This is a genomic window from Campylobacter sp. MIT 97-5078 (assembly GCF_006864455.1).
Classification (GTDB): Bacteria; Campylobacterota; Campylobacteria; order Campylobacterales; family Campylobacteraceae; genus Campylobacter_D.
The window spans coordinates 196,156-217,105 of record NZ_QHLK01000001.1 but is presented as its reverse complement, the minus strand read 5'-3'; the positions used below and the strand labels follow the sequence as shown (position 1 = coordinate 217,105).

The window sequence follows — 20,950 nt, the reverse complement described above, 5'->3', positions numbered from 1 at the left end:
GGATGATTTGTGTTAGAAAAGCTCGTAGTTCAACTTGATTTAAATGAGTATTTAGAATCTTTTGAAAAGCTTTTTGCGCGCAAAAAAAGCTTTGTTTTGCAAGGGGATTCTCATCTTCATTTTAAACGCATTAATGAGCTTTGTGAGCTTGAGTTTAAACCAGCCCCAAGCCTTAAAAACCTTGATATAGCTTTAACTCACTTAAGCAAGCAAGGGGTGCTACATTTAGAAGAAATTTTTGAATTTGTAAAGATCATCTCGTATTTTGTATATCTTAAAAAGCTTGAATTGCAGTCAAATTTAGGTTCTTGGCTTGATAAGATTATTATCCCAAACACACTTGAAAGCTTACTTGAAAGCTTTACGCAAAAAGGTGAGCTAAAAACTAATCTTGATGAAAGGCTGATTAACCTTGAAAATGCTTTAAAGCTTAAAAAAGAAAGTATACAAAATGAGTTTAAAAAGCTCATCTACTCAAAGTCTTTAAGCCCTTATCTCATTGATACACAAATTCATCTTATCAGCCAAACTGAAGTCTTGCTTGTAAGAGGAGGTTTTACGCACATTATAAAAGCAAAGATTGTGGCTCGAAGCAGTAGTGGAGGCTTTTATATCCTGCCTTTAGGCATTGAGAATTTACAAAATGATATAGCAAGGATTGAAAATGAACAAGAAATGATTTATTATGAATATGCTAAAAATTTTTCCTTGCTTTTGCATAAGAATTTAGCCTTTTTAAAATTTATTAATTCAGCTTTTGATCTTTTTGATCATTATAGTGCAAGGGTGCTTTTTGCTAAGGCAAAGGATTATGAATTTATCTTAGCAAATGGGGGTAATGAAATCGTGCTTAAAGACTTTGCCCATCCAGCCCTTAAAAATCCAAAAAGTGTAAGTTTAGACTTTAGCAAACAAGTCTTAATCATCACAGGGGTCAATGCTGGGGGAAAATCTATGCTTTTAAAGAGCTTGTTAGCTGCTGCTTTTTTAGCTAAGTATTTACTGCCTATGAAAATTAATGCAAGCTCAAGCAAAATAGGCTCTTTTAAGCATATACAAGCCATACTTGAAGATCCGCAAAATGTCAAAAACGATATTTCAACCTTTGCGGGTAGAATGCTTGCTTTTTCAAAGCTTTTAGGACAAAAAGATTTGCTTTTGGGCGTTGATGAAATAGAGCTTGGAACGGATTTTGAAGAATCGGCTAGCTTGTATAGCGTTTTAATTGAAAAGCTTATGAATCAAAATCAAAAAATCATCATCACTACGCACCATAAACGTCTTGCTATGCTGCTAGCAAAAAATGAAGCTGTTGAACTTCTTGCAGCTTTATATGATGAACAAACTTCGCGTCCAAAATATGAGTTTTTAAAAGGCACTATTGGTAAATCTTACGCCTTTGAAACAGCCCTTCGCTACGGCATAAGTGAAAACATAGTTTCAAAAGCAAGGCATGTTTATGGCGAGGATAAAGGCGATCTTGAGGAGTTAATTAACAAAAATATCAAGCTTGAACTTGAGCTTAAAATGCAGTTAAAAACCCTTGAAAGCAAAGAGCAAAAAGTAGATGTAATTTTACATTCTTTAAAAGAGCAAAAAGAGCGGCAAGAAGAAATGTTTAAACAAAAAATTAGCACGCTTGAAAGGCAGTATTATGAAGCCATAAAACAGGCTAAAAATACTTTGGAATTTAAAGATCTTAAAGATAGACAAAGAAGTATAAATAAAGCCAATGAGCTTAAAAAAAATATCACCCTGCCCCAAAAAAAAGAAGCCTTAGACTTTAAAATAAATGATTATGTAAAATACGAAAAAATCAAAGGAAAAATTAAAGTCTTAAAAAAAGATGAAGCCTTGATAGAATGCGAAGGCTTAAGTTTAAGAGTGCCTTTAGCTTTGCTTAAAAAAAGTGCAGAATTGCCAAAAACTACTCAAAAAGCAAATATTAGCGTTGATAGAGTGCAAAATTTAAGTCCAAGCTTGGATTTACATGGCTTAAGAAGTGAAGAAGCTCTAGAAAAACTTGACAAATATCTTTCAGATGCTTTAATAGTAGGTTTTGATGAGGTATTGATATATCATGGCATAGGCACAGGAAAGCTTGCTTTTGCGGTTAGAGAATTTTTAAAAACACATAAAAGCGTTAAAGAATTTAGCGACGCACCCTTAAATCAAGGTGGTTTTGGAGCAAAGGTAGTGAGATTTTAACTTAGCTTAAGATAAGTTTTATTTAAGCTTTATTTTTATCATAAATGTGCAAAGTATAAATTTATATATCTCTTATGTTATTATGTTACTATTTATTACAAATATACAAAATATAAATTTAATATTAGTTTAAAAAAATTTAAATTATACACATATCGTAAAATATTTGTTACATTTTTAAACAACTATCTGAATTTAAAAGATATAAAATTTGACTTTTTGAAAAAAACTTGAGATTTTTTTGTTATAGTAGAAATATTTCAAATATAAAGGAGTGTTAATGCAAAAAATGCAAATCAATACAGAGCAAAAAGAGCTTCTAAAAAAATTTAATAAATTTTTAAGTTTTAAGGGTAGATTTGCTTTGATCTTAAGTCTAGTTATTTTTATCCTTTATTATGTTTTTGTTTTAAGTATAGGACTTTTTCCTGATATCTTAGGCTATAAATTAGGACCAACCTCTGTTAGTCTTGGTATTATTTTCGGTGTGTTTTTAATCGTGCTTTGTTTAGTAACAACAGGTATATATACTTATATCGCAAATTATTTCCTTGATAAAGAGCAAAATGATTTGCTTGAAAATATAAGAAAGCAAGGACTTTTGGAAGCTTTACAAAATGGAGAGCTTAATTTTAAGGAGTATGTATGAAAATAGTTTTAGCATTATTTTTAAGTATGGCTTACACCTTTGCAGCGGGTTTTGATTTAGGTGCGGTTTCAGTCAAACCTATTAATTATATAGCTGTAAGTATGTTTTTGCTCTTTGTTTTTGCGACTTTAGTTATTACTTATTATTCTAATAAAAAATCGAAATCTAAAAGTGGGTTTTACACCGCAGGGGGTAATATTACAGGTATGCAAAATGGTATGGCTATAGCCGGCGATTATATGAGTGCGGCGAGTTTTTTAGGTATTTCTGCCCTGGTTTTTACAAATGGCTTTGATGGACTTATTTATTCCATAGGCTTTTTGGTAGGTTGGCCTATTATTTTGTTCTTGATTGCTGAAAAATTTAGAAATTTGGGCAAATTCACCTTTGCAGATATTACTGCGTATCGTTTAGAGGCTAAGCCTATACGCATTATATCGGCTATTTCAGCACTTAGCGTTATTATTTTTTACTTAATTGCCCAAATGGTAGGAGCAGGACAACTCATACAACTGCTCTTTGGGTTGCCTTATACTTTGGCTGTGGTTTTTGTGGGTATTTTGATGATAGCTTATGTGATGTTTGGTGGTATGCACGCTACGACTTGGGTTCAAATTATCAAAGCGTGCTTACTCTTGTTAGGTGCTTCTTTTATGGCTATTATGATACTTTATTTAACCAAATTTGATTTAAAGTATTATTTTGACTTAGCCATCTCCCATCATCCAAAAGGAGAGGCTATAATAAAACCAGGCACTTTTTTGCCTGATACGGTATCGGCACTTTCTTTAGGACTTGCTTTGATGTTTGGCACAGCTGGATTACCTCATATTTTAATGCGATTTTTCACGGTAAAAGATGCTAAAGAAGCTAGAAAATCAGTCTTTTATGCTACTGGTTTTATAGGGTATTTTTACATACTTACTTTCATCATAGGTTTTGGAGCTATTGGGCTTTTGCTTGGCAATCCTGACTTTACCAATGCTGATGGTAGTTTTAAAGGTGCTAGTAATATGGTTGCTGTTACTCTAGCTGAAGTTTTAGGCGGAGATATTTTTTTAGGCTTTATCTCTGCTGTTGCCTTTGCTACTATTTTAGCTGTGGTAGCTGGGCTTGCTATATCAGGAGCTGGAGCAATAAGCCATGATTTATATGTTAATGTTATCAAGAAAGGTGCAGTAAGCCATGAAAGTGAGATGAGGGTAACGAAATTTGCGACCTTGTTTATTGGCGTATTTGCTATTTTACTTGGTATTATTTTTGAAAATCAAAATGTAGCTTTTACCGTAGGACTTGCTTTTGCTATCGCAGCAAGTGTGAATTTTCCTATACTTTTGCTTTGTATTTATTGGAAAAATCTTACTACTAAAGGTGCTTTTTTGGGCGGGTTTATAGGGCTTATCGTGGTTTTAAGTTTAGTAATTTTGTCCCCGAGTATATGGGTAAAAAGCTTTGGCTTTGCAGAGCCTATTTTTCCTTATGATCACCCTGCTTTGTTTTCTATGCCACTGAGTTTTATTTTGATTTATCTCATTTCTAAATTTGATAATTCAAAAAGGGCAAGTGAGGATAAAAAAGGTTTTACAGCACAGGATTTCAAAGCGTGTAGTGGAATAGGTGTCAGTGAAGCCATAGCACATTAATTTAGGCTTACTTAAAAGAGTAAGCCTAAATTTAGATATAATGCAGATTTTGGTCTTTTTTATTTTTTTGCAAACACGGAAATGATGGGTAATTCTTTACAAGTTTATACTAAAGTTATAAAAGTGGAGATTATGGACTCAATTTCTTGATGAATCTATATATAAGATTTTTTGAATGTCTTTTAACATACGATCTTAAAACTTTAAATCGTAATGTGCTTGATTTGGGTGTAGTAAGGCAGTGAGGGCTGTTAGAATTTCTTTTAGTTATAGTTGAAAGTCTTAAAAAGCTTTAAAAAAAGGATTCTGAAATTAATGCAAAGAACTTTCATATCATCCCTGCTAATTCTAACTTTAATATCTTTTTAATGCAAAGATAAATCTTAATCTTAAGATTTTAACGGCAGAGATGAGATTATTAAATAAAAACACAAAGGCAAGGCGATGAAAAAAGTGCTGATTTTAAGTGGGGCTGGGCTTAGTGCTGAAAGTGGGCTAAAAACTTTTAGAGAAAGCAATGGACTTTGGGAAGAATATGATGTAATGGAGGTTTGTTCAGCAAGTGGCTTTCGCAAAAATCCTAAAAAAGTGCGTGAATTTTATGACGAAAGAAGAGCTCAACTTGAAAAAGTGAAGCCAAATCATGCCCATGAGATGATCGCAAAGCTTAAGACTGAATTTAAAGATCAAATTTTTGTGATTACGCAAAATGTTGATGATTTGCTTGAAAGGGCAGGGTGTAAGGGTGTGATTCATTTGCATGGTTTTTTTACCAGAGCTTTATTGTGCGAGTTGCGGGACGCATTTTAACATAGCTTATAAAAAGCAAGAAAGCACAACTTGTCCCCAATGCAAACAACCTTTTTTACGCCATAATATTGTTATGTTTGAAGAGCCAGCCCCGCAGTATCAGACTTTGTATGAGGCTTTAAGCCAGAGTTGGCTTTTTGTATGTATAGGCACAAGCGGTTATGTGTTGCCTGTTGGACATTTTGCGAGGATGTGTGAATATAGCATACTTAATAACCTTGACGCTGATCCTGCTTTAGATTCGTGTTTTGATAAGGTTTATACTCAAAAAGCAAGCACGGCAATTGATCAAATCGCTCTTGATATACGAAATTATTTTGGAGGAAATTATGTTTGAAGCTTTTGCACAAGGAGCATTACTTGGATTTGGTGTGGCTGTGCCTTTTGGTCCTTTAAATATCTTGATCTTAACGTATGCCTTAAAGTCTTTAAAAAACTCTCTAGCTGTAGGTTTTGGGGCGATGAGTGCGGATATTTTGTATCTTGTTTTACTTCTTTTTGGATTGCTTACTTTTTTAGACAATGGAATTTTTAAGCAAATTCTAGCAATTGGAGGCTTTGTTTTTTTAACTTATATGGCTTTGATGATGTTAAGAGCAAAAACAAAAGATTTGAATTTGAACGAAAAAGACGTAAAAACTATACAAGAAAATGTATTTAAAAGCTTTATCAAGGGTTTTAGTTTAAATCTTTTAAACCCTTTCGTCATTGCCTTTTGGCTTAGCGTATCTTTGCTTTTTTCGCACAATGATTACCATGAGTTTATGCTTTTGGGCTTATTTGTGGCAATTTTGCTTTGGGTGTGTAGCTTAGGCTTTTTGGTTGCTAAATTTTCAAAGTTTTTTAGCCATAAAGTTATTTTTTATATTAATGTCATTTCAGCCTTTATCATTGAGTATTTTGCTTTAAGCTTGCTTTACAAAGTCTTTGTTAGTCTTTGATCTCAAGCACGATTTCTTGCTTTAAGCCTTGTTTTTTAATCTCTTTAACACTAAGTTCATGAGGTAAGCAAGCAAGCAAATCTTGACTACTCTTGCACTTAAAACAAGCAAGCGTACGAAGCAAAATCCCACGATACGCTTTTGCAAAATGGCTGATGACTTTGTTATTTTTTAAGAATTTATAGCTTGTATAATCTTGCTTTAAAGTATAGAATTTCTCATAAAAACCAGCTCTAAGATCGATGATTTCTTCATTTTGCAAAAACTCATCTAAGGCTTTACTTAAATGCGTTTTATAAAATTTTGTTGTGTCAAATTCTTTGATTTTAGCCCCTTGTTTGAGCTTATAAAGTGGCAAGTGATCATTTGCTCGAACGACGCCAAAAAGATTTGAGAAAATGAGCGTATTTTCATACACATAATTTTGAGCTTTTTCATCTAAACTTTCAAAATTAAGATAATCATACGCCACACCTTTATAACGCTTGATCGCCTCACAGGTTTTTAACTCTAAAAGATCATTTTGTAAATTTTGCACTTCTTTTTCGCTTTTAAGTTCGAAAAAATTCTGAAGTTCATTTATTGATGCGTATTGAACAAAATCGTTATAAAGTTTGATGGCTTCAAGTCTTTTATCAAAAAGTTCTGCAAAGATAAAAGAATTTTTGTTTATAGGTGCAAGATAGGCTAGCTCGCTCTTGCTTTCGCTTGGAGAAAAAAGTATTTTCATTTATTTAACCTTAAAATATTTTTTAGATTATTATAGCCTAAATTAGTCTTGACAAAAAAGAAAATTTAGTCTATAATTTCAGTTTATTTTTTGCTGGTTTAGCTCAGTTGGTAGAGCAGCTGCCTTGTAAGCAGCAGGTCGGGGGTTCAAGTCCCTTAACCAGCTCCATTGTTTTTTTAGCAGTGTTTGACCAGAAATGAGAGGCAAATTTTAAGGTGAGTTACTCAAGTGGCCAACGAGGGCAGACTGTAAATCTGCTGGCTTTCGCCTTCCGTGGTTCGAATCCACGACTCACCACCATTGCTTTGCGGGAGTAGCTCAGTTGGCTAGAGCATCAGCCTTCCAAGCTGAGGGTCGCGGGTTCGAGCCCCGTTTCCCGCTCCACTAAATTTAGGATAAACTGGGAGCTGTATTTTTTCTCGCAGTCTTTCTTAAATTTATTTTGTTGTCTGTAGTATATAATTTTTCTGAGCGCTCGTATGGCTCAGAGGTAGAGCACTCCCTTGGTAAGGGAGAGGTCGCGGGTTCAATTCCCGCTATGAGCTCCATTGTTTTCTAAAAAGTTATATCTTATAGACTTGTTTTTGCATTTTAATTATCACAAAACGAAAGGATTTCTTATGGCTAAGGAAAAATTTTCTCGTAACAAGCCACATGTCAATATAGGAACCATCGGTCACGTCGATCATGGTAAAACAACCTTGACAGCAGCTATTTCTGCTGTTTTATCAAGAAAGGGTTTGGCTGAGCTTAAAGATTATGACAATATCGATAATGCTCCAGAAGAAAAAGAAAGAGGTATCACTATTGCTACTTCTCACATTGAGTATGAAACAGAAAAACGTCACTATGCACATGTGGATTGCCCGGGACACGCTGATTATGTTAAAAATATGATTACAGGTGCGGCTCAAATGGACGGAGCCATCCTTGTTGTTTCAGCGGCTGATGGTCCTATGCCTCAAACTAGAGAACATATCTTGCTTTCTCGTCAAGTCGGCGTGCCTTATATTGTTGTATTTATGAATAAGGCTGATATGGTTGATGATGCTGAACTTTTAGAGCTTGTTGAAATGGAAATTCGTGAGCTTTTAAGTTCTTATGATTTCCCGGGTGATGATACTCCTATCATCTCAGGTTCTGCTTTAAAGGCACTTGAGGAAGCTAAGGCTGGACAAGATGGAGAATGGTCACAAAAAGTTATTGCTTTAATGGACGCTGTTGATGAGTATATCCCAACTCCAACTCGCGATACTGATAAAGACTTCTTAATGCCTATCGAAGATGTTTTTTCTATTTCAGGTCGTGGAACTGTCGTTACAGGCAGGATTGAAAAGGGCGTGGTAAAAGTAGGCGATACTATAGAAATCGTAGGAATTCGCGATACTCAAACCACAACTGTTACAGGCGTTGAAATGTTTAGAAAAGAAATGGATCAAGGCGAAGCAGGTGATAATGTTGGTGTGCTTTTAAGAGGAACTAAAAAAGAAGATGTTCTTCGTGGTATGGTTCTTGCTAAACCAAAATCAATCACTCCACACACTGAGTTTGAAGCTGAAGTGTATATCTTAAACAAAGATGAAGGTGGTCGCCATACTCCATTCTTTAACAATTACCGCCCACAATTTTATGTAAGAACAACTGATGTTACAGGTTCTATTAAGCTTGCTGAAGGCACTGAAATGGTTATGCCGGGTGAAAATGTGCGTATTACAGTTAGCCTTATCGCTCCAGTTGCTCTTGAAGAAGGAACTCGTTTTGCGATCCGTGAAGGCGGACATACTGTTGGTTCAGGCGTAGTTTCTAAAATCATCAAATAAAATTTCAAATCAGGCTCCATTTTTTTGGGGCTTGAGTTTCATTTAAGGATTAAAGTATGAGAATAAAAGTTGGCTTAAAATGCGAAGAAACAGGCGATATTAATTACAGCACTTATAAAAATAGCAAAAATACAACTGAAAAGCTAGAACTTAAAAAATATTGCCCAAGATTAAGAAAACACACTATTCACAAAGAAGTTAAATTAAAAAGTTAAAGGGCAATAGCTCCAACGGTAGAGCACCGGATTCCAAATCCGATGGTTGGGGGTTCGAATCCCTCTTGCCCTGCCATTTTCGAAGGTTGTAGATTATGAAAAATTTAATAAGTTATTTTAAACTCTCAAAAGCCGAGTTATCAAAAGTCATTTTTCCACTTAAAGAACAAGTAAGAAATGCTTATATTACGGTTTTTGTTGTAGTAGCGGTAATTTCATTGTTTTTAGCTTTGGTAGATTGGATTATGTCTTCCATAGTTTCTTTGTTTGTTTCTTAAAAAGGAAAATGATGAGCGAAGAAAAATATAAATGGTATGCGATACAAACCTATGCGGGAAGTGAAATGGCGGTAAAAAGAGCCATAGAAAATTTAATCCGCGATAACGGAATAGGCGAAAGATTAAAAGAAATTGTTGTGCCAACTGAAGATGTGATTGAGTTTAAAAATGGCAAAGAAAAGATCAGCGAAAGAAGTTTGTATTCAGGCTATGTTTTTGCTCTGCTTGATCTTAATACCGAGCTTTGGCATAAAATTCAATCCTTACCAAAAGTAGGGCGTTTCATAGGCGAGGCGAAAAAGCCTACACCTTTGAGCGAAAAAGATATCAAGCTCATCTTAGAAAAGGTGCAAAATAAAGCTGCACCAAAACCTAAAATTTCTTTTGATGAGGGCGAAAATGTGCGAATCATCGAAGGTCCTTTTGCAAACTTTACTGGTATGGTTGAAGAATACGATATGGTTCGAGGTTTGCTTAAACTCAATGTTTCGATTTTTGGGCGTTCAACACCGGTTGAAATTCTCTATTCTCAAGTTGAAAAAATTATATAAGGAGTTTTTATATGGCAAAGAAAGTTGTTGGTGAGATAAAATTACAAATTGCAGCCACTAAGGCAAATCCATCTCCGCCAGTTGGTCCAGCTCTTGGACAGCAAGGTGTGAATATCATGGAATTTTGTAAAGCTTTTAATGAAAGAACAAAAGATATGGCAGGCTTTAATATCCCTGTTGTCATCACTGTTTATGCAGATAAAAGTTTTACTTTCATCACAAAACAACCTCCTGCTACTGATTTGATCAAAAAAGTAGCCGGTATAAGCAAAGGTGCGGATAATCCGCTTAAAAATAAAGTTGGCAAACTTACTCAAAAACAAGTTTTAGAAATCGTTGAGAAAAAACTTGCTGATTTAAACACCAAAGATAAGGATCAAGCCGCTAAAATTATAGCTGGATCAGCCAGATCTATGGGTGTTGAGATTGTCGATTAAGCCTTACCACTTGGCTTAAAAATGTGGAAGCACTTTAAAAATGCGGAGAAAATAAATGTCTAAAATAAGTAAAAGATTAAAAGAACTTGCAAACAAAGTTGATTCTTCTAAAGAATATGCCTTAGCAGAAGCTATTGACACGGTTAAAACCTTAGCTTCAGCTAAATTTGATGAAACTGTTGAGATAGCCTTAAAACTCAACGTTGATCCAAGACACGCTGATCAAATGGTGCGAGGTTCAGTTGTTTTGCCAGCTGGCACAGGTAAAAAAGTTCGAGTTGCAGTTATTGCAAAAGATGCAAAAGCTGATGAGGCTAAAAATGCCGGTGCTGATATAGTTGGAAGCGATGAATTAGTTGAAGAAATTCAAAAAGGCAATATCAATTTTGATGTATTAATCGCCACTCCGAATTTAATGGGACTTGTGGGCAAAGTAGGAAGAATTCTTGGACCAAAAGGACTTATGCCAAATCCTAAAACAGGAACCGTCACTATGGAAGTAGCTCAAGCGGTAAATAATGCTAAAAGCGGACAAGTGAATTTCCGCGTTGATAAGCAAGGTAATATCCATGCAGGACTTGGCAAAGTAAGCTTTTCAAAAGAGCAATTAAATGATAATATTAGCACTTTCATCAAAGCTATAAATAAACACAAACCAGCTGCAGCTAAAGGAAGATATATCAAAACAGCTGCCCTTTCTTTGACAATGAGCCCATCTGTAAGTCTTGAAACTCAAGAGCTTTTGGATATGAAATAAGCCTCTTTTTGAGGCTTAGGCTTAAAATAAAAATTTTAGAATTTAAGCTTAAATTTTAAGATTTTTATTTTAGATTGGAGATAGCCGAGGCTTTTAAGCTTAATTGTTTAGTTTTTAAACGCTCTGCTTGAAATCACCGGTCGGAAAGGAGAAGTATGACCAAGAGCGAAAAGATCGAGATCGTTGCTTCTTTGCAAGAAGATTTCAAAAAAAGTGAAGCTATAGTAGTATGTGATTATAGGGGCTTAAGCACAAAAAAACTCGAAGTTTTAAGACAAAACGCAAGAGAAAGTAATGTCAGAGTTCAAATCATTAAAAATACACTTGCTCATTTAGCCCTAGAAAATGCTGGCAAAAGCGGACTTGAGCTTAAAGATACCAATATCTATCTTTGGGGTGAAGATCAACTTAGTGTTTCTAAGGTAGCATCTAAATTTGAAGATGATCATGAGCAGTTTAAAATCAAAATGGCGTTCATTGAGGGAAGTGTGGCTGATGTGGCTAAGGTAAAAGCTTTAGCAAAAATGCCTTCACGCAACGAATTGCTTGCTATGCTTTTGCAAGTATGGAATGCCCCATTACAAAATTTTGTTATAGGGCTTAATGCTTTAAAAACCAAAAAAGAATCAGAATAAAATAAGGAGATAAAAATGGCAATTTCTAAAGAAGATGTTTTAGAATATATTTCAAATTTAAGTGTTCTTGAGCTTTCAGAGCTTGTAAAAGAATTTGAAGAAAAATTCGGTGTTTCAGCAGCTCCGGTTGTTGTAGCTGGTGCTGGTGGTGGCGGTGCTACTGGCGGTGCTGCTGCTGAAGAAAAAACAGAGTTTAACATCGTTTTAGTTGAAAGCGGTGCAAAGAAAATCGAAGTGATTAAGGTTGTTCGTGCGATTACTGGCTTAGGCTTAAAAGAAGCAAAAGATGCGGTTGAACAAACTCCTTCAGTGCTTAAAGAAGGTGTGGCTAAAGCTGATGCTGAAGCAGCTAAAAAACAACTCGAAGAAGCAGGTGCTAAGGTAGAACTTAAGTAAGTTTTATCAAAGTTTTTTATTTTAATTCAAGTCAAAAGGTTTATACAAGCCTTTTGACTTTTGTGCGTTTAAAGAGTTTTGCTCTTTATTTTAAAGTTCTTTAAAAAATAAAACGAGGTTTATTATGCCAAGAAGCCAATCTAAAAATCGTCTTAGGATCGATTTTTCCAATAATTCCCAAGATATAGAAATACCAAATCTTTTACAATTACAACAAAAAAGTTTTGATGACTTTTTAAATTTAAACAAGCAAAATACCGAAAGTGGTATAGAAAAAGTTTTTAAATCCGTCTTTCCTATCCATGATCCACAAAATCGCTTAAGCTTAGAATATGTTAGCAGTGAAATTGGCAAACCAAAATATACCATTCGAGAGTGCATGGAAAGAGGACTTACTTATGCTGTCAATTTAAAAATGAAAATCCGCCTTACTCTGCATGAAAAAGATGAAAAAAGTGGAGAAAAAGTCGGTATTAAAGATATAAAAGAACAAGAAATTTTTATAAGAGAAATTCCTTTAATGACAGATAGAACTTCTTTTATCATCAACGGCGTTGAAAGAGTTGTGGTTAATCAACTTCACAGAAGTCCGGGCGTGATTTTTAAAGAAGAAGAAAGTGCGACTATAGCAAACAAGCTTGTGTATACGGCTCAAATTATACCAGATCGTGGTTCTTGGCTGTATTTTGAATATGACGCTAAAGATGTATTGTATGTAAGGATTAATAAGCGTCGAAAAGTGCCTATTACTATGTTATTTAGGGCACTTGGCTATAAAAAACAAGATATTATCAAACTTTTTTATCCGGTGCAAACTATTCACATCAAAAAAGATAAATTCCTTGTCGAGTTTAACCCAAATGATTTCTTAGAACGTGTAGAATACGATATCAAAGATGAAAAAGGAAAACTTATACTTCAAGCTGGAAAAAGGCTTACTAAGAAAAAAGGCGAACAACTTATTAAAGAAGGTTTAAAATTCATTGAATATCCGGTTGAAATTCTTACAAACAGATACCTTGCCAAGCCTTTGCTTGACGCAAAAAGTGGCGAAATGCTGTATGATTCTTTAGTACAGCTTGATGAAAGCAAACTTGCTAAGATTAAAGAAAATTTTAAAAGTTTTGATATAGCAAACGATCTTGCGGTTGAAGTTGATGCGGCGATTATAAATTCTTTTATCCAAGATAATGAAACCCTAAAAGCACTCAAGCAAAGTGAAGGCTTAGACGATGAAAACGATCTTGCGGCTATTCGAATTTATAAGGTTATGCGTCCGGGCGAACCAGTGGTAAAAGATGCTGCAAAAGCGTATGTGAATGATTTGTTTTTCAATCCAGAGCGATATGATCTTACCAAAGTAGGACGTATGAAGATGAATCACAAACTCGGGCTTAAGGTTAGTGAATATGTAACCATACTCACCAACGAAGATATAGTTAAAACCGCAAAATACTTGATCAAGGTTAAAAATGGCAAAGGGCATATAGATGATAGAGACCACTTAGGAAACCGCCGTATCCGCTCTATAGGCGAACTTTTGGCAAATGAGCTTCATTTGGGCTTAGCTAAAATGCAAAAAGCAATCCGTGATAAATTCACTTCTTTGAGCACGGATTTAGATAAGATTATGCCATATGATTTGATTAATCCAAAGATGATTACTACGACTATCATTGAATTTTTTACTGGCGGACAGCTTTCCCAATTTATGGATCAAACTAACCCACTTAGCGAAGTAACACACAAACGCCGTTTATCAGCACTTGGTGAAGGCGGACTTGTGAAAGAAAGAGCTGGTTTTGAAGTGCGTGATGTGCATCCTACACATTATGGACGCATTTGTCCAGTTGAAACTCCAGAAGGACAAAATATAGGACTTATCAATACTTTAGCTACTTATGCAAAAGTTAATGATCTTGGCTTTGTTGAAGCTCCTTATAAAAAAGTCATTAATGGCAAGGTAAGCGATGAGATCGTATATCTTACCGCTATTCAAGAAGAGGGTATTGCTATAGCCGCAGCCTCAACCAAACTTGACGCAAAAGGCAATATAGTCGAGGATTTTGTAGAGGCACGAAAAGATGGTGAAAATATCCTCGCTAAAAAAGACGAGATCGAACTCATTGACCTTTGTTCTGGTATGATAGTCGGTGTTACAGCTTCTTTAATCCCTTTCTTAGAACATGATGACGCAAACAGAGCCTTAATGGGATCAAATATGCAAAGACAAGCTGTGCCACTTTTAACTTGCACTGCTCCTATCGTTGGCACTGGTATGGAACGCACTATCGCTCGTGATGCATGGATGGCAGTAAAGGCTAAAAGAGCTGGCGTAGTTGAAAAGGTAGATAATAAAAGCATATTTATTTTAGGTGAAGATGAAAAGGGTCCGTTTATCGACCATTATTCTATGGAAAAAAATCTCCGCACTAATCAAAACACCACTTACAATCAACACCCTATAGTTAAAAAGGGCGATGTGATTGAAGTTGGACAAATCATCGCTGATGGGGCAAGTATGGATGAAGGCGAGCTGGCTATTGGCAAAAACGCTCTTATAGCCTTTATGCCATGGAATGGCTATAATTACGAAGATGCGATCGTCGTGAGCGAAAGAATGATACGAGAAGATACTTTCACAAGCGTGCATATTTATGAAAAAGAGATTGAAGCAAGAGAACTAAAAGATGGTATTGAAGAGATCACAAAAGATATACCAAATGTCAAAGAAGATGATGTGGCTCACCTTGATGAAAGCGGTATAGCACGCATAGGAACGCACATAAAACCGGGTATGATATTAGTAGGTAAGGTATCTCCAAAGGGTGAAGTTAAACCAACCCCAGAAGAAAGGCTTTTAAGGGCTATTTTTGGCGAAAAGGCTGGACATGTAGTCAATAAATCTTTATACGCCACTGCTTCTTTAGAAGGTGTGGTTGTAGATGTAAAAATTTTCACTAAAAAAGGTTATGATAAGGATGCAAGGACAATTCAAGCTTATGATGAAGAAAAGATCAATCTTGAAAAAGAACACCATGATAGACTTTTAATGATGGATAGAGAAGAAATTTTAAGAGTGTGTGCCTTGCTTGCTAAAACTCCACTTTCAAGTGATCAAAAAGTAGGGGATAAAAACTACAAAAAAGGCGATAAAATCGACATTAAAGAGCTGAAAAAGATCAATCGCTTTGTGCTTAATTCACTTGTTAAAGCGTATTCTAAAACCATACAAAAGCAGTATGAAGATTTAAAAAACCACTTCCAAAATGAAAAGAAAAAGCTTAAAGCCGAGCATGATGAAAAGCTTGAAATTTTAGAAAAAGATGATATTTTACCAAGTGGAGTTGTTAAACTTGTTAAAATTTACATAGCGACAAAAAGAAAGCTCAAAGTTGGGGATAAAATGGCTGGACGACACGGTAATAAAGGCATAGTCTCAAACATAGTCCCAGAAGTTGATATGCCTTATCTGCCAAATGGTAAAAGCGTTGATATAGCCTTAAATCCACTCGGCGTTCCAAGTCGTATGAATATAGGACAAATTCTAGAAAGTCATTTAGGCATAGTTGGGCTTTCTTTAGGACATCAAATCCAAGAAATTTTTGATAAAAAACAGAAAAATTTTGTGAAGCAGCTAAGAACAAAAATGCTTGAAATTTGTTCTATCCCTAGACTTGCTAAGGAAAGAAAATTCCTAGAAAAGCTTGATGATGAGAGTTTGATCGCTTATGCAAGAGATTGGGCTAAGGGCGTAAAATTTGCTGCTCCTGTGTTTGAGGGCACGACTATGGACGAGTTTGCAAAGCTTTTTGAGCTTGCTAAGGTTGCAATGGATGGCAAAAGTGAGCTTTATGATGGACGCACTGGCGAAAAGATCGCTGAGAGAGTGCATGTAGGTTGTATGTATATGCTAAAACTCCACCACCTTGTTGATGAAAAGGTGCATGCTAGAAGCACTGGACCTTATAGCTTAGTTACTCAACAACCTGTGGGTGGTAAGGCTCTTTTTGGTGGGCAAAGATTTGGAGAAATGGAAGTTTGGGCTTTAGAAGCGTATGGGGCTGCTCATACTTTAAGAGAAATGCTTACTATCAAGTCAGATGATGTTGAGGGTAGATTTAGTGCATACAAAGCTCTTACAAAAGGCGAAAATGTCCCAGCAACGGGAATTCCAGAAACCTTTTTTGTTTTAACAAATGAGCTAAAATCCTTAGCCTTAGATGTTGAAATTTTTGATAAGGACGATGAAGATGAGTAAATTTAAGATAATTGAGATTAAAGAAGAAAACCGCCCAAGGGATTTTGAAGCCTTTCAACTTCGTCTTGCAAGCCCAGAAAAGATCAAATCTTGGAGCTATGGCGAGGTTAAAAAGCCTGAAACCATTAATTACCGCACCTTAAAGCCCGAAAGAGATGGACTTTTTTGTGCTAAGATTTTTGGACCTATAAGGGATTATGAATGCCTTTGTGGCAAGTATAAAAAAATGCGTTTTAAAGGTGTAAAATGCGAAAAATGCGGGGTTGAAGTAGCTAGCTCAAAAGTAAGACGTTCAAGAATGGGACATATTGAGCTTGTTACTCCTGTAGCACATATTTGGTATGTAAATTCCTTACCAAGTCGTATAGGCACGCTTTTAGGTGTAAAGATGAAAGACTTAGAACGCGTGCTTTATTATGAAGCTTATATAGTAGAAAATGCAGGCGATGCCTTTTATGATAATGAAAGCAATAAAAAAGTTGAGTTTTGCGATGTTTTAAATGAAGAACAATACCAAAAGCTTATGCAACGTTACGAAAGCAGCGGTTTTAAAGCAAGAATGGGTGGTGAGGTGATACGAGATTTGCTTGCTAATTTAGACCTTGTCGAGCTTTTAAATACACTTAAAGAAGAAATGGCAACTACAAATAGCGAAGCAAAGAAAAAAAGTATAGTTAAACGTTTAAAAGTAGTTGAAAACTTCTTAAATTCAAATCTTAATGCCAATACTAGCGATGAAGAAGCTGTGCCAAATCGCCCTGAATGGATGATGATTACAAATTTACCGGTTTTACCGCCTGATTTACGCCCTTTGGTGGCTTTAGATGGTGGAAAATTTGCTGTTTCTGATGTGAATGATTTATATCGCCGCGTGATCAACCGCAATACGCGTTTAAAACGTTTGCTTGAGCTTGATGCACCTGAAATCATCATTAGAAATGAAAAAAGAATGCTTCAAGAAGCTGTTGATGCCCTTTTTGATAATGGCAGAAGAACTAATGCTGTAAAAGGAGCAAACAAACGCCCTTTAAAATCACTTAGCGAGATTATCAAAGGTAAGCAAGGACGTTTCCGCCAAAACTTGCTTGGAAAACGTGTGGATTTTTCAGGCAGAAGCGTTATCGTTGTTGGTCCAAAACTAAGAATGGATCAATGTGGCTTACCTAAGAAAATGGCTTTAGAGCTTTTCAAGCCTCATTTGTTGGCAAAACTTGAAGAAAAAGGTTATGCTACAACGGTAAAACAAGCTAAAAAAATGATAGAAAACAAAACCAATGAAGTGTGGGAATGCCTTGAAGAAGTGGTGCAAGGACACCCTGTTTTACTTAACCGCGCCCCGACCCTTCACAAACTTTCTATACAAGCTTTTCACCCTGTTTTGGTTGAGGGCAAGGCTATACAACTACACCCTTTAGTGTGTTCAGCCTTTAATGCTGACTTTGACGGCGATCAAATGGCTGTTCATGTGCCTTTATCTCAAGATGCTATCGCAGAATGCAAAGTTTTAATGCTTTCATCAATGAATATTTTACTTCCAGCAAGTGGCAAATCAGTTACCGTGCCAAGTCAAGATATGGTTTTAGGCATTTATTATCTTTCTTTGGAGAAAAACGATGCCAAAGGAGCACATAAAATTTGCACCGGTATTGATGAAGTAATGATGGCTTTAGAATCAAATTGCCTTGATATACACGCAAGTATTCAAACCATTGATCAAGGACGCAAGATTACAACTACAGCTGGTAGGCTTATCATTAAGTCTATTTTACCGGATTTTGTGCCTGAATATATGTGGAATAAAATTTTAAAGAAAAAAGATATAGCAGCTCTTGTTGATTTTGTTTATAAAAAAGGAGGCTTAGGCTTTACAGCAAGCTTTTTGGATAGACTTAAAAATCTTGGTTTTGAGTATGCAACTAAGGCTGGGATTTCTATATCAATCGCCGATATTATCGTGCCTGAAGATAAACAAAAAGAAATTGATAATGCTAAAAAACAAGTGCGAACTATACAAAACTCATTTAACCAAGGGCTTATTACAGCTGGGGAAAGATATAATAAAATCATTGATATTTGGAAAAGCACAAACAACACTCTTTCAAAAGAGATGATGAAGCTCGTGCAAAAGGATAAAGATGGCTTTAATTCTATTTATATGATGGCAGATAGCGGGGCAAGAGGTAGTGCAGCACAAATTTCTCAACTTGCTGCTATGCGTGGGCTTATGGCTAAGCCAGATGGCTCTATCATTGAAACGCCTATCATTTCAAATTTCCGTGAAGGGCTAAATGTTTTAGAATACTTCATCTCAACACACGGAGCAAGAAAAGGGCTAGCAGATACTGCGCTTAAAACAGCAAACGCTGGTTATTTGACAAGAAAGCTCATCGATGTGGCTCAAAATGTGAAGATCACTATGGAAGATTGTGGCACACATGAGGGCGTTGAGATCAATGAAATCACCGCTGATGGTAGCTTAGTTGAAAGCCTAGAAGAGCGAATTTTAGGACGCGTTTTAGCAGAAGATATTATCGATCCTATCACAAATGAGACTTTATTTGCTGAAGGTGCTTTAATGGATGAAGAAAAGGTTAAAATTCTTAGTGAAAGAGGGATTAAAAGTGTCAATATACGCACCCCTATCACCTGCAAAGCAAAAAAAGGAATTTGTTCAAAATGCTATGGTATCAACCTTGGCGAAGGAAAGCTTGTTAAGCCGGGCGAAGCAGTAGGCATAATCTCGGCTCAAAGTATAGGTGAGCCAGGGACACAGCTTACTTTAAGAACCTTTCACAGCGGTGGAACAGCAAGCACGGACTTACAAGATAGACAAGTTGTAGCTCAAAAAGAAGGTTTTATAAGATTTTATAATATCAACACCTACACCAACAAAGAAGGCAAAAGTGTAGTTGCAAATCGTAGAAATGCTGGAATTTTGCTTGTTGAGCCTAAGATTAAAGCTCCATTTAAAGGCGTTATTCACATAGAAACTATACATGAGGATGTAGTTATCAGTGTAAAAGATAAAAAACAAGAAGCTAAATACATACTTAGAAAATACGACTTAGCCAAGCCAAACGAGCTTGCCGGTGTAAGTGGTAATATAGGTGGAAAGCTTTATCTGCCGTATCAAAACGGAGCTGGAGTTGCTCAAGATGAAAGTATAGTTGAAGTGATTAAAGAGGGCTGGAATGTGCCAAATCGTATCCCTTATGCAAGTGAAATTCTTGTTCATGATGACGATCCTGTGGTGCAAAATGTCAAAGCTGGAGCCAAAGGCACGCTTAAATACTATTTACTGAAAGGCGATGGACTTGATAGGGTAAAAAATATCAAAAAAGGCTACATAGTCAAAGAAAAAGGCTTTTTTGTGGTGATAGCTGATGAAAACGATAGAGAAGCAAAACGTCATTATATACCAAGAGAAAGCGTGATTGAATTTGATGATAGTGCAGTAATTGATGATATCAACACCTTCATCGCTACCGCTTCAAAACAAGAAAAAACGATCATTGCTGAATGGGATCCTTATAACAATACCCTCATCGCTGAACTTGACGGCACGATAAGCTTTGAAGATATAGAGCTTGGCTATAGTGCAGATGAGCAAATCGATGAAGCCACCGGTAAAAGTTCTTTAGTGATTAACGAATATCTTCCAAGTGATGTTCGCCCAACCCTTATCATCACAAAAGGAAGTAAAAGTATCCGTTATCCGCTCGAGCCAAAAAGCGTTATCTTGGTTAGCGCTAAAGATAAAGTTGCTTTGGCTGATATTTTGGCTAAAACTCCAAAAGCAGCAGCTAAATCAAAAGATATTACCGGAGGTTTGCCTCGAGTGAGTGAGCTTTTTGAAGCAAGAAAGCCTAAAAACGCAGCAGTAATCGCTGAAATAGATGGCATAGTTCGTTTTGATAAGCCTTTGCGATCAAAAGAAAGAATCATCATTGAGGCAGAGGATGGAAGCACAAGCGAATATCTTATCAGTAATTCAAAGCATATTCAAGTGCGAAATGGCGAGTTTATCCATGCTGGCGAAAAGCTTACTGATGGTGTGATCTCAAGTCATGATGTGCTTAAGATTTTAGGTGAAAAAGCTTTACATCACTATCTTATTAGTGAAATTCAACAAGTTTATCGCGGACAAGGCGTTGTGATCTCTGATAAGCATATCGAGGTGATCGTTTCTCAAATGCTTAGGCAAGTTAAGGTTGTTGATAGCGGTAATACTAAGTTTATCATCGGTGATTTTGTTTCGCGTCGTAAATTTAGAGAGGAAAACGAACGCATAATGGCTATGGGTGGCGAACCAGCTATCGCTGAACCGGTATTGCTCGGGGTAACTCGAGCGGCTATTGGTTCTGATAGTGTTATTTCAGCAGCATCCTTCCAAGAAACAACGAAGGTGCTTACAGAAGCAAGTATAGCTGGTAAATTCGACTTCTTAGAAGACTTAAAAGAAAATGTTATCTTAGGAAGAATGATCCCAGTAGGCACAGGGCTATATCAAGAAGAAAAAATTCGCCTCAAAGAAGAAGAATAAACTTCTAACCTTAAACCAAAAGTAAGTATTAGCAAACTTTTGGTTTTTAATTTTATTTGATTTAAAGAAAAATCAA

15 protein-coding genes, 5 tRNA genes and 1 pseudogene are annotated in these 20,950 nt (G+C 35.9%); 20 read left to right on the top strand and 1 reads right to left on the bottom strand.

Features of this window, described 5'->3' with window-relative positions; translation table 11 throughout:
• The first annotated feature begins 9 nt into the window (after window positions 1–9).
• From DMB91_RS01085 to DMB91_RS01065, 5 genes and pseudogenes are all read left to right on the top strand, one after another.
• Window positions 10–2,208 carry an endonuclease MutS2 gene (locus DMB91_RS01085; RefSeq protein ID WP_034902748.1) on the top strand — a complete coding sequence of 733 codons (2,199 nt, stop codon included), beginning with the start codon at window positions 10–12 and terminating at the stop codon, window positions 2,206–2,208.
• Between the two features lie 289 nt (window positions 2,209–2,497).
• Entirely contained in the window at window positions 2,498–2,857 is a 360-nt protein-coding gene (locus tag DMB91_RS01080) for a DUF485 domain-containing protein (protein ID WP_034903644.1), read from the top strand.
• Complete coding sequence (locus DMB91_RS01075) at window positions 2,854–4,500, top strand: cation acetate symporter (protein WP_034902745.1); 1,647 nt, start codon at window positions 2,854–2,856, stop codon at window positions 4,498–4,500. Before DMB91_RS01080 ends, DMB91_RS01075 begins: the two co-directional genes overlap by 4 nt.
• 444 nt (window positions 4,501–4,944) lie before the next feature.
• Window positions 4,945–5,647, top strand: a pseudogene (locus DMB91_RS01070) (SIR2 family NAD-dependent protein deacylase).
• Window positions 5,640–6,251: a LysE family transporter gene (locus tag DMB91_RS01065; protein ID WP_034902742.1), complete on the top strand. Its 612-nt coding sequence runs from the start codon at window positions 5,640–5,642 to the stop codon at window positions 6,249–6,251. The pseudogene DMB91_RS01070 and the gene DMB91_RS01065 overlap by 8 nt, the downstream one beginning before the upstream one ends.
• Here DMB91_RS01065 and DMB91_RS01060 read toward each other — a convergent pair.
• Window positions 6,241–6,981, bottom strand: coding sequence for a YaaA family protein (locus tag DMB91_RS01060; protein WP_034902738.1), 741 nt, complete (start codon window positions 6,979–6,981; stop codon window positions 6,241–6,243). The genes DMB91_RS01065 and DMB91_RS01060 overlap by 11 nt on opposite strands.
• A 92-nt stretch (window positions 6,982–7,073) precedes the next feature.
• Between DMB91_RS01060 and DMB91_RS01055 the strand changes: the two genes are divergently transcribed.
• From DMB91_RS01055 to rpoC, 15 genes are all read left to right on the top strand, one after another.
• Window positions 7,074–7,149, top strand: a tRNA-Thr gene (locus DMB91_RS01055).
• 46 nt (window positions 7,150–7,195) lie between these two features.
• A tRNA-Tyr gene (locus DMB91_RS01050) sits at window positions 7,196–7,281 on the top strand.
• A gap of 7 nt (window positions 7,282–7,288) precedes the next feature.
• Window positions 7,289–7,365, top strand: a tRNA-Gly gene (locus DMB91_RS01045).
• 89 nt (window positions 7,366–7,454) lie between these two features.
• Window positions 7,455–7,529, top strand: a tRNA-Thr gene (locus DMB91_RS01040).
• A gap of 72 nt (window positions 7,530–7,601) precedes the next feature.
• Window positions 7,602–8,801, top strand: coding sequence for an elongation factor Tu (gene tuf, locus DMB91_RS01035; RefSeq protein ID WP_034902735.1), 1,200 nt, complete (start codon window positions 7,602–7,604; stop codon window positions 8,799–8,801).
• A gap of 56 nt (window positions 8,802–8,857) precedes the next feature.
• On the top strand, window positions 8,858–9,016 hold the full coding sequence (rpmG, locus tag DMB91_RS01030; RefSeq protein WP_034902732.1) for a 50S ribosomal protein L33: 159 nt from the start codon (window positions 8,858–8,860) through the stop codon (window positions 9,014–9,016).
• A tRNA-Trp gene (locus tag DMB91_RS01025) sits at window positions 9,017–9,092 on the top strand. It abuts the gene before it with no gap.
• Between the two features lie 19 nt (window positions 9,093–9,111).
• Complete coding sequence (gene secE, locus DMB91_RS01020) at window positions 9,112–9,294, top strand: preprotein translocase subunit SecE (RefSeq protein ID WP_034902730.1); 183 nt, start codon at window positions 9,112–9,114, stop codon at window positions 9,292–9,294.
• An 11-nt stretch (window positions 9,295–9,305) separates the two neighbouring features.
• Window positions 9,306–9,845, top strand: coding sequence for a transcription termination/antitermination protein NusG (nusG, locus tag DMB91_RS01015; RefSeq protein WP_034902727.1), 540 nt, complete (start codon window positions 9,306–9,308; stop codon window positions 9,843–9,845).
• 11 nt (window positions 9,846–9,856) lie between these two features.
• Window positions 9,857–10,282, top strand: coding sequence for a 50S ribosomal protein L11 (rplK, locus tag DMB91_RS01010; RefSeq protein ID WP_034902723.1), 426 nt, complete (start codon window positions 9,857–9,859; stop codon window positions 10,280–10,282).
• Between the two features lie 55 nt (window positions 10,283–10,337).
• A complete protein-coding gene (gene rplA, locus DMB91_RS01005) occupies window positions 10,338–11,039 on the top strand; it encodes a 50S ribosomal protein L1 (protein ID WP_034902720.1) in 702 nt (233 codons plus the stop codon).
• Between the two features lie 155 nt (window positions 11,040–11,194).
• Window positions 11,195–11,674, top strand: a complete 480-nt coding sequence (rplJ, locus tag DMB91_RS01000) for a 50S ribosomal protein L10 (RefSeq protein WP_034902717.1) — start codon at window positions 11,195–11,197, stop codon at window positions 11,672–11,674.
• Window positions 11,675–11,689: 15 nt separating this feature from the next.
• Window positions 11,690–12,070: a 50S ribosomal protein L7/L12 gene (gene rplL / locus DMB91_RS00995; RefSeq protein ID WP_034902715.1), complete on the top strand. Its 381-nt coding sequence runs from the start codon at window positions 11,690–11,692 to the stop codon at window positions 12,068–12,070.
• A gap of 124 nt (window positions 12,071–12,194) precedes the next feature.
• The gene (gene rpoB / locus DMB91_RS00990; RefSeq protein WP_034902713.1) at window positions 12,195–16,331 is read left to right on the top strand and encodes a DNA-directed RNA polymerase subunit beta; all 4,137 of its coding nucleotides are present in this window, start codon (window positions 12,195–12,197) and stop codon (window positions 16,329–16,331) included.
• On the top strand, window positions 16,324–20,874 hold the full coding sequence (gene rpoC, locus DMB91_RS00985) for a DNA-directed RNA polymerase subunit beta' (protein ID WP_034902710.1): 4,551 nt from the start codon (window positions 16,324–16,326) through the stop codon (window positions 20,872–20,874). Before rpoB ends, rpoC begins: the two co-directional genes overlap by 8 nt.
• The last annotated feature ends 76 nt before the right edge of the window (window positions 20,875–20,950 follow it).